Genomic DNA, 16783 nt, shown 5'->3' with positions numbered 1-16783 from the left:
CACTCAGAAGTTCCCGGATGCCACGGTCAGCCCGCCGGCAGCCCGCCTCAGACCGCCGGCGGCGGTCCGTCGAGCGGGCGGCCGGCCACGCCGGGCCGGCGCTGCCACGGGTGCGGCCCGGCCGCCGGGCGGTACTCGACGCCGAGCGCGTCCAGCACGGCGCGGTGCGTCTCCATCCGCCGCTCGAAGCCGGCGTAGTCGCGCGCGGCCGGGTCGGTGGGCAGCGCCGACCAGGCCACCTCGGCGAAGGCGGCGAGCCGGGGGAAGGCCCGGTAGTCGACGTCCCGGGCACTGTCCGCGAACTCGCTCCACAGGTTGGCCTGGGTGCCGATCACCCGGCGGGCCGCGGCCTCGCCCAGCTGCGCCGGCACCGGCTCGAAGCGGTACACGTCCTCCAGGGTGCGGACGAAGCCGACCGGGATCGGCTCCTCCGGGCCCGGCGCCTGCCGGTGGTCGAGGTAGACGTGCTGCTCGGGACACATCACCACGTCGTGCCCGGCCTCGGCGGCGGCGATCCCGCCCCCGTAGCCGCGCCAGGAGGAGACCGCCGCACCGGGGGCCAGGCCGCCCTCCAGGATCTCGTCCCAGCCGATCAGCCGGCGCCCGCGCTCGGCCAGCCAGCGGTCGAAGTGCCGGATCACATGGCTCTGCAGCTCGTCCTCGTTGGCCAGGCCCAGCTCCCGGATCCGTGCCTGGGCGGCCGCGCTGTCCTTCCACTGCTCCTTGGGGCACTCGTCGCCGCCCAGGTGGATGAACTCGGACGGGAAGAGCTCCAGCACCTCCTCCAGCACGCCCTCGAAGAAGCGCAGGGTGCCCTCGGAGGGGTTGAGCACGTGGTGACTGACGCCCCAGTCGGTCCAGACGCCCAGCGCCGCGGTGTCCACCACATCGGTGTTGCCCAGCTCCGGGTAGGCCGCGATGGCGGCCTGCGAGTGCCCCGGGAGGTCGATCTCCGGGACGACGGTGACCGCCCGCTCGGCGGCGTAGGCGACGATCTCGCGCACGTCGTCCTGGGTGTAGAAGCCGCCGTGCGGGCGGTCGTCGCGGCGCCCGCCGGCCCGGTAGCCGACCATCGAGCGCTCGCGCCAGGAGGCCCGCTCGGCCAGCTTCGGGTAGCGCTTGATCTCCACTCGCCAGCCCTGGTCGTCGGTCAGGTGCAGGTGCAGCACGTTGAGCTTGTGCGCGGAGAGCTGGTCGACGAAGCGCAGCACGTCGGCCTTGGGCAGGAAGTGCCGGGCGACGTCCAGCAGCGCGCCGCGCCAGGCGAAGCGGGGGGCGTCCTCGATGTCGGTGCCGGGGAGCACCCAGCCGCCGTCGCGCAGCGGGGCCCGGCGGTAGGCGTCGGGGCCGAGCAGCCGGCGCAGCGTCTGCGCGCCCCAGAGCGCGCCGGCCGGGCCGCCGGCGGTGATCACGGCGCGGCCGGGGCGCACCGAGAGCCGGTACGCCTCGCCGGCCAGCGACCCGTCGTGGACCAGCTCGACGCCCTCACCGGGCCGGCCCGGGGCGAGCGGCAGTCCGGTCGCGGCGGTCAGCGAGGCCCGCAGCCACCGCTCGGCGCCGGCCAGCGCGGGCCGGGCGGTGAGGGTGGTGCCGCGGGCGAGGGAGAAGTCCTGGTCCTGGAGGCGGACGGAGCTCAAGGCGGCGGGAATGAGGTCCATTCCGCCATCCTGCCCCCGTCCGCTCAATTGGCATAGACCACTTGCAAAATGGTCCGCTGTGCAAAACGGTCCGGGCCCGCGGGCTACTTGTCGTCGCCGCCCTTGCCGTCCTGCGGCTTGCCGATGCCGTCGTAGATCTCCTTGCACATCGGGCAGACCGGGTACTTCTTCGGGTCGCGCCCGGGCACCCAGACCTTGCCGCACAGCGCCACCACGGGGGATCCGGAGAGCGCGCTCTCCATGATCTTGTCCTTCTGGACGTAGTGCGCGAAGCGCTCGTGGTCGCCGTCCCCGTTGGACACCTGCGGGACGGGCTCGACCAGGGTGCCGGTGCCGAGGCCGCGCTCGGGCTCAAGAGTGCTCATGGGTGCCAAGTCTATGGGGGCTCCGGGAAAGCGGGCCAGTGTCGTGCCCGGGGCGGTCGCACGTCAGTTCAGCGTGGGGTCGTCCGGGTACGTCGCGAGCAGCGCCAGCGGGCCGCGCTGGCGGCGCAGCACTGCGCGCCAGAGCCGCTCCGGCTCCGGGCTGGAGATGTCGCCCGGCTCGCAGTCCACCAGGTACCAGGCCCCGGAGGAGACCTCCGCCTCCAGCTGGCCCGGCGACCAGCCCGCGTACCCGGCGAAGATCCGCAGGCCGCCCAGCTCCCCGGCCAGCACCTCGGGCGGCGCCTCCAGGTCCACCAGGCCGATCGCGCCGTGCACCCGCCGCCAGCCGAGCGGCTCGACGGAGCCGGGCTCTCCCGGCGCCACCGCCAGCCCGAGCGCCGAGTCCAGGGCCACCGGCCCGCCCTGGAACACCACGGCCGGCGGCCCGACCAGTCCGCCCCAGCCGTCCAGCACACTGCCCACCTCGACCGGCGTCGGTCTGTTCAGTACGACGCCGAGCGCCCCCTCGGCGTCGTGGTCGAGGAGGAGCACCACCGCCCGCGCGAAGTTCGGGTCGGTGAGCACGGGGGTCGCGACGAGCAAACGGCCGGTGTGGGACCGGCCTCCGTGCGAATGGGCCGCCGTCATGCCTCACATGATCCCGCAGAACCCCCGGAGGCGGACACCGCAACACGAAGGCCCCGTGACGGCCGCCACCGCGCCGCACGAACACCCGCACGAACACCCGTACGGACGCACCGGCGGGCGCGACACCACCCCGAGAGAGCACCATCACGGGAGAGGCTCACGGGAACCACCGGGACGCCCACTACCATCTACTGATGGTGGACGCCCTTATACGGTGCCGACTCGGTCACGCCGGGGGCCCGAACGCGCCCGTACGACCGGTCCACCGCCGGCTCCCCTCCCGGAGCCACACCCACTCCTCTGGCACCCCGGATTGCGAGAACGATGACCGACGACGTCCTGCTGGTCCACGGCGGAAACCCGCTCGAAGGCGAGATCCGCGTCCGTGGTGCGAAGAACCTGGTCCCCAAGGCCATGGTCGCCGCCCTGCTCGGGCAGGGACCCAGCAGACTGCGCAACGTCCCGGACATCCGCGACGTCAAGGTGGTCCGCGGCCTGCTCCAGCTGCACGGCGTGACGGTGCGCACCGGTGACGAGGACGGCGAGCTGATCCTCGACCCGTCCCACGTGGAGAGCGCCAACGTCGCCGACATCGACGCGCACGCCGGCTCCTCGCGGATCCCGATCCTGTTCTGCGGCCCGCTGCTGCACCGCCTCGGCCACGCCTTCATCCCCGGCCTCGGCGGCTGCGACATCGGCGGCCGCCCGGTCGACTTCCACTTCGAGGTGCTCCGCCAGTTCGGCGCCACCATCGAGAAGCACCCGCAGGGCACCTACCTCGTCGCCCCGCAGCGCCTGCGCGGCACCCGGATCGAGCTGCCCTACCCGTCGGTCGGCGCCACCGAGCAGGTCCTGCTCACCGCCGTCCTCTGCGAGGGCGTCACCGAGCTGCGCAACGCGGCCGTCGAGCCGGAGATCGTCGACCTCATCTGCATCCTGCAGAAGATGGGCGCGATCATCACCATGGGCACCGACCGCACCATTCTGATCACCGGTGTGGACGAGCTCTCCGGCTACAACCACCGCGCGCTGCCGGACCGCCTGGAGTCCGCCTCCTGGGCCTGCGCGGCGCTGGCCACCAAGGGCGACATCTACGTCCGCGGCGCCCGCCAGCTGGAGATGATGACCTTCCTCAACACCTTCCGGAAGGTCGGCGGCGCCTTCGAGGTGGACGACGAGGGCATCCGCTTCTGGCACCCGGGCGGCGAGCTCAAGGCGATCGCCCTGGAGACCGACGTGCACCCCGGCTTCCAGACCGACTGGCAGCAGCCGCTCGTGGTCGCGCTGACCCAGGCGACCGGCCTGTCCATCATCCACGAGACGGTGTACGAGTCGCGGCTCGGCTTCACCGGCGCGCTGAACCAGATGGGCGCCCACATCCAGCTCTACCGCGAGTGCCTGGGCGCCACCCCGTGCCGCTTCGGCGCCCGCAACTTCCTGCACTCCGCGGTCGTCTCCGGCCCGTCCAAGCTGATGGGCGCCGAGCTGGTCATCCCCGACCTGCGCGGCGGCTTCTCGTACCTGATCGCGGCGCTGGCGGCCGAGGGCACCTCGACCGTGCACGGCATCGACCTGATCAACCGCGGCTACGAGAACTTCATGGAGAAGCTGCGCGACCTCGGCGCCCACGTCGAGCTGCCCAGCGAGCGGCTGGTCACCGCCTGACCGGCGGCCCCGCACACGCCGAGAGGCCGGGCTCCCCGAAGGGAACCCGGCCTCTCGGCGTTCAAGGGGTTGCTCAGGCGCCCTTGGCGGCTTCCTTGAGCTTGGAGCCCGCGCTCACCTTGGCGCTGTAGCCGGCCGCGATCTGGATCGGCTCACCGGTCTGCGGGTTGCGGGCGGTGCGGGCAGCGCGGTGGGTGCGCTCGAAGGTCAGGAAACCGGGGATGGTGACCTTCTCGTCGCCCTTGGCGACGACCTCGCCGACGATCTCGGCGAAGGCGGCCAGAACGGCGTCGGCGTCCTTGCGGGTCACCTCGGCGCGCTCGGACAGCGCGGCCACCAGCTCACTGCGGTTCATGTGTACTCCTGTGGTCTGTTCGCTTGCGGTGTGCGGGGGCCCATCGGTGCTCCCTCCGGGGGGCACCCGGATAGGCCGCAGGTCCGCACACAGTGCTCATTCAGGCAATGCGTGGTCGCGGGCCGGGTTCGTGCCCCGTGCCGCGGCGCCGGTACCGTCGAAGGCCCGCCTGCCTGCCCGGATACGAATCCTGCCCCGACCGGCCCCGAGAAAGCCAATCGGGCCCCGGCTGCGCCACCCGAACAACGCCCGCCCGCCGGAGGTGTGATGCTCCGTCGGCTCCGGCGGACCGGGCGCGGGCGGCGGTCGGGACGACACGCCGGAAGACCAGGGGGACGTTCCGTACTTGTCGGACACGCCTGCCCCGTGCAGGGCTACCGTACGCCCTAGGCACGACAAGCCCAAACACGCCCCTCGCCCTTGTGTCGCAAGGGTTCGGGGCGGACTTGGGCGGGTAAGCGCGGTAATCGGTCATTTGACCGATCCGCGACACGTGCCGCGGGGCCGCCGTCAGAGCTTGACGGAGGGGAAGGACGCGGTGTCGAGGGTGCCGACGATGCCCGGGGTCGGGCGGGACGGCTCGCGGTCCTCCTGCGGGCCGGCCAGCGCGGCGTCACGGACGGCGGCGGCCACCGTCTTGGCGACGTCCTTGTGGAAGACGCTCGGGATGATGTAGTTGGCGTTCAGCTCGTCGTCAGCGACGGTGGTGGCCAGCGCACGGGCGGCGGCGATCATCATCTCGGTGTTGACCGTCCGGCTCTGGGCGTCCAGCAGGCCGCGGAAGACGCCCGGGAAGACCAGCACGTTGTTGATCTGGTTCGGGAAGTCGCTGCGGCCGGTGGCGACCACGGCGGCGGTCTGCCGGGCGATCGCCGGATCGACCTCCGGGTCCGGGTTGGCCAGCGCGAAGACGATCGCGTCCTCGGCCATGGTGGCCAGGTCGTCGCCGTCCAGCACGTTCGGGGCGGAGACGCCGATGAAGACGTCGGCGCCGGCCACGGCCTCCTTGAGGGTGCCGGTGCGGCCCGAGCGGTTGGTGTGCTCGGCGATCCAGCGCAGCGAGTCGTTGAGGTCCTCACGGCCCTGGTGGACCACGCCCCGCACGTCCGCGACGGTGGCGTGCTCGACGCCGGCCGCCAGCAGCAGCTTGAGGATCGCGGTACCGGCGGCGCCGGCACCCGACATCACCACGCGGATCTCGGAGATGTCCTTGCCGACCACCTTGAGCGCGTTGGTCAGCGCCGCCAGCACCACGATCGCGGTGCCGTGCTGGTCGTCGTGGAAGACCGGGATGTCGAGGGCCTCGCGCAGCCGGGCCTCGATCTCGAAGCAGCGCGGCGCGGAGATGTCCTCCAGGTTGATGCCGGCGAAGCCCGGGGCGATCGCCTTGACGATGGCCACGATCTCGTCGGTGTCCTGGGTGTCCAGGCAGATCGGCCAGGCGTCGATGCCCGCGAAGCGCTTGAACAGGGCCGCCTTGCCTTCCATCACCGGCAGCGCGGCCGCCGGGCCGATGTTGCCCAGGCCCAGCACCGCCGAGCCGTCGGTGACCACGGCGACGCTGTTGCGCTTGATGGTGAGGCGGCGGGCGTCCTCGGGGTTCTCGGCGATCGCCATGCAGACCCGCGCGACACCCGGGGTGTAGATCATGCTGAGGTCGTCACGGTTGCGGATCGGCAGCTTCGAGGACATCTCGATCTTGCCACCGAGGTGCATCAGGAAGGTACGGTCGGAGACCTTGCCGATCGACACGCCGTCGATCGTGCGGAGCTTCTCGACGATCTCCTCGCCGTGGGCGACGGAGGACGCGGCGACGGTCACGTCGATCCGCAGCGCCTCCAGGCCGGAGGCGGTGACGTCGAGCCCGGTGACCGAACCGCCGGAGGACTCGACGGCCGTGGTGATCGCACTGACGGCGTTGCCCCTGGCCGGGACCTCCAGCCGCACCGTGATCGAGTTGGAGACACTGGGCACCGTCGCCATCGACGTTCCTTCTTCCGTCCGGTCAGTCGCTTCAACATATTGTTGAAGGCCTTCGCCTGCGCATGCTAGACCTCGATCGTCGCATCTACCAGGCTGAAGCCAGAAATAATGTTCATTGAGTGTGCGAAGTCGACAACTTCTTGCCTCAGCGGGCCGATGCGTTACATTGGACGGGACACCGGCTCGATCCAAGCCCCCGGGCCCAACCTTCGTCCCTTCGAGGGACCACTTGCCGCGAGGCGAGCATGGCGGGTCGGTGTCATCAACGTCTGAAGGCCCCTCACCACCGGTGAGGGGCCTTCTTCGTGTGCCGCCCGTCGTGACGGGCGGTCAGCCGTCCAGCAGCGCCGGAACGCCGTCCGCGTCCGGCAGGTCGTCCGGACCGGAGAGCACGGTCAGCCGCTGGGTCGCCCGGGTCAGCGCCACGTACAGCACGCGCAGGCCCGCCTCCGACTCGCCGGCGATCCCGGTCGGGTCGGCCACCACGGTCGCGTCGTACTCCAGGCCCTTGGCCTCCAGGCTCCCCAGCGCCACCGCCCGCTCGCCCAGGCCGGCGATCCACCCGGCCGCCTCGGCCCGGCGGTCCATCGGCACGACGACCGCCACGGTGCCGTCCACCTCCGCCAGCAGCCGCTCCAGCTCCGCCCGGGCCGCCGCGCCGAAGGCCTCCGGCGACGGGTCCGTGACGGCCGCGAACCGCGGCTCCACGCCGACCCGGCGCACCGCGCTCGGCGAGGGCGTTCCCGGCGCCGCCAGCGCCAGCACCTTGGCTGCCACCTCGGCGATCTCGGCCGGGTTCCGGTAGTTGACGGTCAGTGTGTAGCGGCGGCGCGGCTTGCCGGAGAGCACCTCGTCCAGCGCGGCCTGCGCCTCCTGCGGGAACGGCCAGGAGGACTGCGCCGGGTCGCCGACGATCGTCCAGGTGGCCATCCGGGCCCGGCGGCCGATCATCCGCCACTGCATCGGGGTGAGGTCCTGCGCCTCGTCCACGATGATGTGGGCGTACTCGGTGCGCTCGACCGGCACCCTCTCGCGCTGTCTGGAGTTGCGGTCGGCGAAAGTGGTGACCTCGTCCAGGCCGCTCAGCAGGTCCACCGCGTCCACCTCGCGGACCTTCGGGCGGACCGCCTCGCCGAGCAGCACCTGGAGCTCGTCCACCAGCGCCACGTCGTGCGCCGACAGCCCGCCCTCGCCGCGCTCGGACAGGTGCCGCCAGGAGCCGGCCAGCAGCCGGGCCTCCTCCGGGGTGACGGCGCGCCGGGCGATCCGGTTGGTGTGCCGGGTCTGCTTCAGCGTGCCGAGCACCCGCCGCGGGGTCACCGCGGGCCACCAGGCGTCCAGGAAGTCCAGGAACGACGCCTCGTCCGAGACGTACTCGTCGAAGCTCTCCTTCTCCTCCTGGCGCTGCTCGCGGGCGTAGTGGTCGGCCGGCTTCGGCAGGTGCCGGGTCGCCTCCTGCCACAGGGCGTCCAGCAGCAGCCGGCGGGCACGCGGGCGGAGCAGGTTCAGCGGGGTCCCGCCGGAACCGATCACGTTGCCGCGCACGGCCTTCAGCCGGCCCGCGTCCAGCCGCAGCACCTCGCCGCGGGCGACCACCTTCAGCTCCTGCGGCGCGCCCAGCTCCAGGGCCGCCCGGGCGGCCCTGCGCAGCAGCTGCACCATCCGGGCCGAGCCCTTGACCCGGGCCGCCTCCGGGGTGTCGTAGGTGCCCGCCTCGATGCCGTCCACCAGGGAGCCGACCGCGCGGATGGCGACCTGCCCCTCCTCGCCGAGCGAGGGCAGCACGCCCTCGGTGTAGGAGACCAGCAGCGGGGTCGGGGAGACCACCAGGATGCCCCCGGCGTAGCGGCGGCGGTCCTGGTAGAGCAGGAAGGCGGCGCGGTGAAGGGCGACTGCGGTCTTGCCCGTGCCCGGGCCGCCGGTGACCAGGGTGGCCCCGGCCGCGGCGGCGCGGATGACCTCGTCCTGCTCCTTCTGGATGGACGAGACGATGTCGCGCATCGAGTGGCTGCGGGCCCGGCCGAGCGAGGCCATCAGCGCACCGTCGCCGACCACCGCCAGCTCGCGGCCGTCCAGGGTGGGGGTGAGGTCGGGGCGGAGCAGGTCGTCCTCGACGCCGATCACCTTGCGGCCCTTGGAGCGGATCACCCGGCGGCGGATGACCCGGCCCGGCTCCAGCGGGGTGGACCGGTAGAACGGCGCGGCGGCCGGCGCCCGCCAGTCGATCACCAGCGGGCCGTACTCGGCGTCCAGCACCCCGAGCCGGCCGATGTGCAGGGTCTCGGCGACGGCCGGGTCGGCCGGGTCGAGCGGGGTGTCGGAGGGGATGCCGTGCTCCTCCGGCGCGTCTGCCTGCTGGAGGTCGATGCGGCCGAAGAGGAAGTCCTCGAACTCGTTGTTGAGCCGCTGGAGGTGGGCGCCGGCCCGGTAGACCTGGGCGTCCCGCTCGGCGAGCGCGCCGGGGGTGCCGACCTGCACGCGCTTGGCGGCGTCCTCCAGGATGTACTCGGCCTCGGCGAGCTTCTCCTCCAGGCGGTGGTAGACCGTGTCGAGGTGGTGCTGTTCCCCGGCGATCTCGCGCTCGCGGACGGTCTCGGAGTCGGTGGCGGCGGTGGTGTCCGTATTGCTCTGCATGGCCTCGGTGGTAGCGGCGGGAGTCCGGCTCTGGGAAACGAGCGGACGGAAGATCCTACGCCCCCGCCGCTCCGCCGTGCCGCACCGGGACGGGAAAAACGCGAAGCGGGGGCGCAGCCGGGCGGGGAAACGCGAAGGCCGCCCTCCGCTGAGCGGTGGGCGGCCTTCGCCGTGCAACATGGGGTGGTGGAGATGCCGGGAATCGAACCCGGGTCCAGTGGAGTGGATTCAGGACTTCTCCGAGCGCAGTCCGCTGTGAGTTTCTCGGCCCTGGCAGTCACGCGGACAAGCCGCCAACAGGCCCAGCTGCTGTTTGATTTCCCATCCACCCCCGCAGCCCGGGTGGACGGTTGAGTTCCCTAGATTATGCCAGGGTCCGGGTCGGGAACTCCCCGGTCTGACACCCAAGCACTCTTAGCTGTTATTAGGCAGCGAGAGCGAACTGCTGGGAATCGCGCTTAGAGTTGGCGATTATTTTTTTGCGACAGATGGTTAACGAGATCATTGCCGCGTTCCTCGGCTCGCTTCTCCTGTTTCGACTTCCCCTGTCGAAACCGATCATCCCCATGTTTTGTTGAGAAACAGCTCGGACGGTTGCCGTCCGTGTTGCTGGCGCCATACTACGCGAGGCGACCGGCGGGGGTCCAGCGGATTAACGCCGGCGCCGCCGGGTGTCAGCCCTGGCGGCGTCGCGCCGCCGCCACCGCACGGGCAGTCTCGCGGGTGTCCTGCTTCTCGCGCAGCGTCTGCCGCTTGTCGTACAGCTTCTTGCCGATGGCGAGCGCGAGTTCGAGCTTCACCCGGCCGTCCTTGAAGTACAGCGAGAGCGGGATCAGGGTGTGGCCGGCGTCCCGGACCTTGGCCTCGATCTTGTGGATCTCCATCCTGTGCAGCAGCAGCTTGCGCTTGCGCCGCGCGGCGTGGTTGGTCCACGTCCCCTGGGTGTACTCGGGGATGAAGACGTTATCGATCCACGCCTCGTGGTTCTGGATGTAGGCGTACCCGTCGACCAGGTTGGCCCGCCCCTCGCGCAGTGACTTGACCTCGGTGCCGGTGAGCACGAGACCGCACTCGTAGGTGTCGAGGATGGTGTACTCGTGTCGCGCCTTCTTGTTCTGCGCGATCAGCTTCTGTCCGGTTTCCTTTGCCATCTGACCTTTTCTTGATCCAGCGTCGCGGAGCGACGCAGCCCTAATACCGTGCCCGCCTGCTTTCGGGCAGCGGGCAGGGCTTGTCCGCGTCTCGGCCGCCACGCCGAGAGGGAAGCCCGCCGGCTTCAGCCGTGGGGGAGGAGTCACAGCGCCGTCATTGTCGCACTCCGACGCCGGGTGGGGCAGCTCCTTAAAGGCAGCCCCTAAGCCCGGGTCCCGAGGCCCGCCAGGACCCGCAGGGCCAGCTCGCCGGCGTCCTCGGAGCCGGACGCGGGCACGTCTGGGGTCAGGCCGGTGCCCTCCGGGGAGCGGCCGGCGGGGGTGTAGTAGCGGCCGACGGTCAGCTCCAGCACCGCGCCGTCGGCGAGCCTGCTGGGCTGCTGGACGGTGCCCTTGCCGAAGGTCCGGCCGCCCACCACGACGGCCCGGCTGCGGTCCTGGAGCGCGCCGGTGAGCAGCTCGGCGGCGCTCATGGTGCCGCCGTCCACCAGCACCACCAGCGGGGTGCGCTGGTCGCCGCCGGGCGGCGCGGTCAGCTCGCGGGTGCCGCCGCGCTCCTGGTAGGAGCCGACCGGGCCGCCGTCCAGGAAGACCGCGGCGGTGCCGGCGGCCTCGTCGACCAGCCCGCCGGAGTTCCCGCGCAGGTCCAGCACCACCCCGGCGTGCGGGCCGCGCAGGGCGGCGCGCACCTGCCCGGCCACACCGCTGGTGAAGGCGCGCACGGTGATCCGCACGACGCCCTTCTCCAGGTGCTCGGCCGTGACCTGCTGACTGTCCAGCAGGGCCCGGCGCAGCCGGACCTCGCGGATGTCGCCGTCGCCGCGCTGGACGGCGAGGGTGACCTCTGAGCCGACCTGCCGCTCCCCCTCGCGCCCGCGCAGCCGGGCGACCACCTCGGTGACCGGCAGGCGGTCGGCCTGGTCCGGGCCGATCCGCAGCAGCCGGTCGCCGGCGGCGATCCCGGCCTCGGCGGCCGGCCCGGCCGGCTGCACCTGCGAGACCGCGGTGGCGCCGTCCTGCCCGCGGCCGACCGAGAGGCCCACGCCGAGGTAGCGGCCGTCCAGGCCCTGGCTGAACTCGGCGTACTCCTGCGCGCTGTAGTAGGCGCCCCAGCGGTCGCCGTTGGCGCCGATCAGGTGCTCGGCCTGCTGCTCGGAGAGCGCGGTCCCGGCCGGGTCCTGCCCGGCCGCGACGGTGGCCACGGACGCCGGGACCGCGTCCGCGGACGGGTGCGCGGGCCTGCTCGGGTCGCCCCAGGCGCCGGTCGCGGCGCCGGCCAGCAGCACGGCGCCGAACACCAGGCTGAGGGTGGCCGCCTGGCGTGCCCTGCGCGGAGTTTCTGGCATGGCATCGGAGTGTAGGCGCAGCGCGCGACGCGGCGGGCCGGAACGGCTGACGGCGAAACGCCGACGGCCCCGGACGGCGCAGTGCCGTCCGGGGCCGTCGCAGCGCCGGGGCCGGGCCGGGGCCGGGTCGGGGCCGGTGCCGGACCTTGCCGGTGCTAGACCTTCAGGTACTTCCGGAGGGTGAAGAACGCGGCGATGCCGGCCATGCCCATACCGACCACCACGAGCAGCGGTATCACCGCCAGCACCGAGCCGAGCCCGATGAAGTGGATGAACTGCACCCGGTCGGCCAGCCAGCTGTGGACGAAGAAGTGCCCGCCGAGCAGCAGTCCGGAGGCCATCACCGCGCCGAGCAGCGCGGCGAACGCGGCCTCGGCGATGAACGGCATCTGGACGTAGAAGTTCGAGGCACCGACCAGGCGCATGATGCCGGTCTCGCGCCGCCTGCTGTACGCCGACACCCGGACGGTGTTGACGATCAGCAGCAGGGCGACGAACAGCATCAGCACCATGATCACGAACGCCGCGGTCTGCAGGCCGTTCAGCAGGCCGAAGAGGTTCTCCAGGATCTTCCGCTGGTCCTCGACCGACTTGACGCCCGGCTTGCCCGCGAAGGCGCTCTGGATGACGTCGTACTTGGTCGGGTCCTTGAGCTTCACCCGCCAGGACTGCGGGATGGCCTCCGGGCCGAGGACGGAGATGAGCGGGTTGTCCGGGTTCATCTCCTTCCAGTGCTTGTACGCCTCGGTGGAGTTCTCGAAGGTCGAGGACTGCACCACCGAATCCATCTTGTCCAGCTGGGACTTGATGTCGGCGATCTGCGGGTCGGTGGCCGCGCCGTTCTGGCACTGCGGCGAGTTGCGGGCGTCCGACTTCGTACAGAAGTAGATGCTCACCTCGACCTTGTCGTACCAGTACCCCTTCATGGAGTTGACCTGGTCACGGACCAGGAGGGAGGCACCGGCGAGGGCGAGGGAGAGCGCGACGCTGACGACGACCGCGATGGTCATCGTCAGGTTGCGGCGGAGACCCACACCGATCTCCGACAGGACGAACTGGGCGCGCATGCGTGTAACAACTCCAGGGTCGGTACTGCTGGTCGGGCGGGACGGGCCGGGGGCCCACGGGATCAGCGCCGGAGAGTCAGTGCTGGTACCCGTAGACGCCGCGGGCCTGGTCGCGGACCAGCAGCCCCTTGTCGAGCTCGATGACGCGCTTGCGCATCTGGTCGACGATGGCCTGGTCGTGGGTGGCCATCAGCACCGTGGTTCCGGTGCGGTTGATCCGGTCGAGCAGCTTCATGATGCCGACCGAGTTCTGCGGGTCGAGGTTGCCGGTGGGCTCGTCCGCGATCAGCAGCATCGGCCGGTTCACGAACGCCCGGGCGATCGCGACGCGCTGCTGCTCACCACCGGACAGCTCGCCCGGCATGCGGTCCTCCTTGCCGCCGAGGCCGACCAGGTCCAGCACCTCGGGGACCACCTTGTTGATGGCGCTCTTGGGCTTGCCGATCACTTCGAGGGCGAAGGCCACGTTCTGCGCGACCGTCTTGTTGGGCAGCAGGCGGAAGTCCTGGAAGACGGTGCCCAGCTGGCGGCGCATGTGCGGCACCTTCCAGTTGGACAGCTTGCCCAGGTCCTTGCCCAGCACGTGCACCTCGCCGGTGCTGGGGCGCTCCTCGCGCAGGCACAGGCGCAGGAAGGTGGACTTGCCCGAGCCGGACGAGCCGACCAGGAAGACGAACTCACCCTTCTCGATCTCCAGCGAGACGTTGTCCAGGGCGGGACGGTTCTGCTTGGGATAGGTCTTGGAGACGTTGTCGAATCTGATCACGGCTGCATCACGGAGGCCATCCTAGGCGGCGCCAGTCCTCGGTCGGTCCACCCCGGGCGCCCGGCCCGGGGGCGGGCGGCGGGAGCGGAAAGGGCCGCTCCCGGCTTGGGACCATACGCGAAGCGGCGGCCGGCCCGCAGGGGCAGCCCGTGACAGAAACCGAATCCTGGGGGACAATGACCGGTTATGCCCCGAAAACTGGGAGGCATCTCACAGCCCGGGGGCCGGAACGGCCGGAACCTGGCAGAGTGGAGGTGGCGGCCGAGGTTGGCCGCTCCCCCGCACAGGGCAAGTAGAGGAACCAAAGCCCCGTCCGGTGCGTTGGCTGTAGCAGCGAGGAGGAGATCGCATGACCTGCGACCATCTGGTGTGCGCCAACTGCAACGGCCGTGTGAGCGATGGCCGCTGCCCGGTGTGCCGCGCCAACCGTGCCCGTCTGCAGGACCAGCAGGGGCCGTTCGCCGCGCTCTCCCCCGCGATGCTGCTCGCCCTTCTGACCGGGCTGCTCGCGGTGGCGCTGATCGCCCGGCAGGCGCTGGCCTGATCCCGGCGGACGTACGGGACGGACGTACGAGAAGGCCCCGACGGATCACCGTCGGGGCCTTCTTCGTGTCACTGCCTACCGCGCGGCGGCCTCGACGCCGTGCTCGATGACCGTCGAGGCCGGTGTCCTCACGCCTGGTTCGCGGCTTCCCGCTGCTTCCTCCAGCGGATGCCCGCCTCGATGAAGCCGTCGATGTCGCCGTCCAGCACGCCCTGCGGGTTGCCGACCTCGTACTCGGTCCGGACGTCCTTGACCATCTGGTACGGGTGCAGCACGTAGGAGCGCATCTGGTTGCCCCAGGAGCTGCCGCTGTCCTTGAGCGCGTCCATCGCGGCCCGCTCCTCCTGGCGGCGCCGCTCCAGCAGCTTGGCCTGGAGGACGTTCATCGCGGACGCCTTGTTCTGGATCTGCGAGCGCTCGTTCTGGCAGGAGACCACGACACCGGTCGGGATGTGCGTGATGCGCACCGCCGAGTCGGTGGTGTTGACGCCCTGGCCGCCGGGGCCGGAGGCGCGGTACACGTCGATGCGCAGCTCGGACTCGTCGATGTCGACGTGGTCGGACTGCTCGACGACCGGGAGCACCTCGACACCGGCGAAGGAGGTCTGCCGGCGGCCCTGGTTGTCGAAGGGCGAGATACGCACCAGCCGGTGGGTGCCCTGCTCGACCGAGAGCGTGCCGTAGGCGTACGGGGCCTTGACGGTGAAGGTCGCGGACTTGATGCCGGCCTCCTCCGCGTAGGAGGTGTCGTACACCTCGGTCGGGTACCCGTGCCGCTCGGCCCAGCGCAGGTACATGCGCATCAGCTGCTCGGCGAAGTCGGCGGCGTCCACGCCACCGGCCTCGGCGCGGATGTTGATCAGCGCTTCGCGGGCGTCGTACTCGCCGGAGAGGAGCGTACGGACCTCCAGCTCCTCGACCGCCTTCTTGACGGCGCCCAGCTCGTTCTCGGCCTCCACGCGGGTGTCCGCGTCGTCCTCGGCCTCGGCGAGCTCGAAGAGGACCGCGAGGTCGTCGATGCGGCTGCGCAGGCTCTCGACCCGGCGCAGCTCGCCCTGGAGGAAGGAGAGCCGGCTGGTCACCTTCTGCGCGTTCGCGAGGTCGTCCCACAGGTCGGGGGCGGCTGCCTCCTCCTCCAGACGCGCGATGTCGGCCCGGATCTTGTCCAGGTCGAGGACGGCCTCGATCGACCCCATGGTCGTTTCGAGGTTCTTGAGCTCTTCGGAAGGATCGACGGCTGCCACGCACCCAGGGTAATGCCCCCGGGGGGGCTCCTGGCGACACCGGGTGCCTCCGGTTCCCCGACCGGGTGCCCGCCGTCCCCTACGGGGCCCGCTGCGGTGCGGAGTGGACCACCGGGCGGGGCGCCTTCCCGGCGTCGGAGGCGGTGGCGGCGAACGCCGTCCAGGCGGCGGCCGCACCGGCCAGCAGCAGGACAGTGGCCAGCAGGACGGCCAGCACCCGGCGGCGGCGCAGCAGCGCCTGGCGGTCCCGGCGGTGGGCCGTGGGGGCGGTGCGCTGGGCCCGGGACTCGGCCGCGTAGGAGGCCAGCTCCTGGGCGGAGGGGCGGCGCAGGCTGGTGTGGGTGTCCCGGGTCGAGTCCGGGGCGACGCCCGGCACCAGCGGGACGGCCGGGCCGCGGCGGCGCTTGTGGGTGCCGGGGCCGGCGTCCACCTCGGCGTAGACGGCCTCGCCGGGGGTCAGCAGCTCCTCGGCGGGGGGCCGGCCCTGCTGCGGGACGGCCAGCACCGGGAGCCCGGCCAGTGCGGGCAGCTGCTCGCGCAGCCGCGCGGCCAGCTCGGCGGCACGCAGCCGGGAGGCCGGGGCCTTGGCCAGGCACTCGGAGATGATCCGCCAGAGGCCGTCCGGCAGGCCGGGGATCGGCGGCACCTGCTCGGTGACGTGGCGGCGCAGCACCGCGCCGGTGTGGCCGCCGCCGAACGGGGTGGAGCCGGCCAGCAGCTCGTAGAGCACGGTGGCGAGGGCGTAGATGTCGACGGCCGCGCGCGGCTCCAGGCCCTCGATGATCTCGGGGGCGAGGTAGTCGGGGGTGCCGATGATCCGGGTGGCGCGGGTCCGGCGGGGGGCGTCGACCAGGCGGGCCACACCGAAGTCGGTCAGCTTGGCGCGCGGGGCACCGCCGGGGCCGGGGGCGGCGGCGAGGTCGAGCAGGACGTTCTCGGGCTTGACGTCGCGGTGGACGATCCCGGCGGCGTGCGCGGCGGCCAGGCCGTCGGCGACGTCCGCGATGACCGAGACGGCGGTCTGCGGGGCGAGTGCGCCGTCGCGCTCCAGCCGGGAGCGCAGGTCGGTGCCCTGGACCAGCTCCATGACCAGGGCGAGGTCGCTCCCGTCGACGACCATGTCGCGCACGCCGACCACCCGGGGGTGGTCGAGGCTGGTCAGCGCGGCGCGTTCCTGGACGAAGCGGCCGACCAGCACCTGGTCGGCGGCGAGGTCCTCGCGCAGCAGCTTGACCGCCACCGGGCCGTCCGGCCCCTCGCCGAGCCAGACCGTCCCGGCCGAGCCCCGGCCGATCACCTGGTGGACGGTGTAGCGGCTGCCGATCTTGCGTGCCAATGCTGCTCCGTGGGCGGCGGG

General features: G+C 71.9%; 14 protein-coding genes and 1 other RNA gene. 2 read left to right on the top strand and 13 right to left on the bottom strand.

Going from position 1 to position 16783, the window contains the following annotated elements; genetic code table 11:
• Positions 1–47: 47 nt before the first annotated feature.
• From OG286_RS25060 to OG286_RS25050, 3 genes are all read right to left on the bottom strand, one after another.
• Positions 48–1658 carry a beta-N-acetylhexosaminidase gene (locus OG286_RS25060; RefSeq protein WP_405365783.1) on the bottom strand — a complete coding sequence of 537 codons (1611 nt, stop codon included), beginning with the start codon at positions 1656–1658 and terminating at the stop codon, positions 48–50.
• Between the two features lie 83 nt (positions 1659–1741).
• The gene (locus tag OG286_RS25055; RefSeq protein WP_174315682.1) at positions 1742–2023 is read right to left on the bottom strand and encodes a DUF3039 domain-containing protein; all 282 of its coding nucleotides are present in this window, start codon (positions 2021–2023) and stop codon (positions 1742–1744) included.
• 63 nt (positions 2024–2086) lie between these two features.
• On the bottom strand, positions 2087–2671 hold the full coding sequence (locus OG286_RS25050; RefSeq protein WP_396322755.1) for a YqgE/AlgH family protein: 585 nt from the start codon (positions 2669–2671) through the stop codon (positions 2087–2089).
• Positions 2672–2995: 324 nt separating this feature from the next.
• Between OG286_RS25050 and murA the strand changes: the two genes are divergently transcribed.
• Entirely contained in the window at positions 2996–4336 is a 1341-nt protein-coding gene (gene murA, locus OG286_RS25045) for a UDP-N-acetylglucosamine 1-carboxyvinyltransferase (RefSeq protein ID WP_396322756.1), read from the top strand.
• Between the two features lie 73 nt (positions 4337–4409).
• Here the strand turns inward: murA and OG286_RS25040 are convergent, their stop codons facing one another.
• From OG286_RS25040 to ftsE, 8 genes are all read right to left on the bottom strand, one after another.
• The gene (locus OG286_RS25040; RefSeq protein WP_030059737.1) at positions 4410–4691 is read right to left on the bottom strand and encodes an HU family DNA-binding protein; all 282 of its coding nucleotides are present in this window, start codon (positions 4689–4691) and stop codon (positions 4410–4412) included.
• Positions 4692–5201: 510 nt separating this feature from the next.
• Positions 5202–6674 carry an NAD-dependent malic enzyme gene (locus tag OG286_RS25035; RefSeq protein WP_405360001.1) on the bottom strand — a complete coding sequence of 491 codons (1473 nt, stop codon included), beginning with the start codon at positions 6672–6674 and terminating at the stop codon, positions 5202–5204.
• Positions 6675–7004: 330 nt separating this feature from the next.
• Positions 7005–9308 (bottom strand): HelD family protein, encoded by a 2304-nt coding sequence (locus OG286_RS25030; RefSeq protein WP_396322758.1) that lies wholly within the window; start codon positions 9306–9308, stop codon positions 7005–7007.
• 184 nt (positions 9309–9492) lie between these two features.
• Positions 9493–9874, bottom strand: a transfer-messenger RNA (tmRNA) gene (gene ssrA, locus OG286_RS25025).
• 108 nt (positions 9875–9982) lie between these two features.
• A complete protein-coding gene (gene smpB / locus OG286_RS25020; protein ID WP_396322759.1) occupies positions 9983–10459 on the bottom strand; it encodes an SsrA-binding protein SmpB in 477 nt (158 codons plus the stop codon).
• 203 nt (positions 10460–10662) lie between these two features.
• Positions 10663–11805: a S41 family peptidase gene (locus tag OG286_RS25015; protein ID WP_396322760.1), complete on the bottom strand. Its 1143-nt coding sequence runs from the start codon at positions 11803–11805 to the stop codon at positions 10663–10665.
• 155 nt (positions 11806–11960) lie between these two features.
• Positions 11961–12872, bottom strand: coding sequence for a permease-like cell division protein FtsX (gene ftsX / locus OG286_RS25010; RefSeq protein ID WP_396322761.1), 912 nt, complete (start codon positions 12870–12872; stop codon positions 11961–11963).
• Between the two features lie 76 nt (positions 12873–12948).
• A complete protein-coding gene (gene ftsE, locus OG286_RS25005) occupies positions 12949–13638 on the bottom strand; it encodes a cell division ATP-binding protein FtsE (protein ID WP_148644607.1) in 690 nt (229 codons plus the stop codon).
• A 349-nt stretch (positions 13639–13987) separates the two neighbouring features.
• On the opposite strand from ftsE, the gene OG286_RS25000 reads away from it, so the two are divergent.
• A complete protein-coding gene (locus OG286_RS25000) occupies positions 13988–14182 on the top strand; it encodes a hypothetical protein (protein WP_396322762.1) in 195 nt (64 codons plus the stop codon).
• 128 nt (positions 14183–14310) lie between these two features.
• Here the strand turns inward: OG286_RS25000 and prfB are convergent, their stop codons facing one another.
• Positions 14311–15426, bottom strand: a complete 1116-nt coding sequence (gene prfB / locus OG286_RS24995; RefSeq protein ID WP_396322763.1) for a peptide chain release factor 2 — start codon at positions 15424–15426, stop codon at positions 14311–14313.
• Between the two features lie 79 nt (positions 15427–15505).
• Positions 15506–16762, bottom strand: a complete 1257-nt coding sequence (locus OG286_RS24990; RefSeq protein ID WP_396322764.1) for a serine/threonine-protein kinase — start codon at positions 16760–16762, stop codon at positions 15506–15508.
• Between the last annotated feature and the right edge of the window lie 21 nt (positions 16763–16783).

It is taken from the genome of Kitasatospora sp. NBC_00039 (assembly GCF_045160625.1).
Taxonomy (GTDB): Bacteria; Actinomycetota; Actinomycetes; order Streptomycetales; family Streptomycetaceae; genus Kitasatospora.
This window is presented reverse-complemented; position numbering and strand designations above follow the sequence as displayed.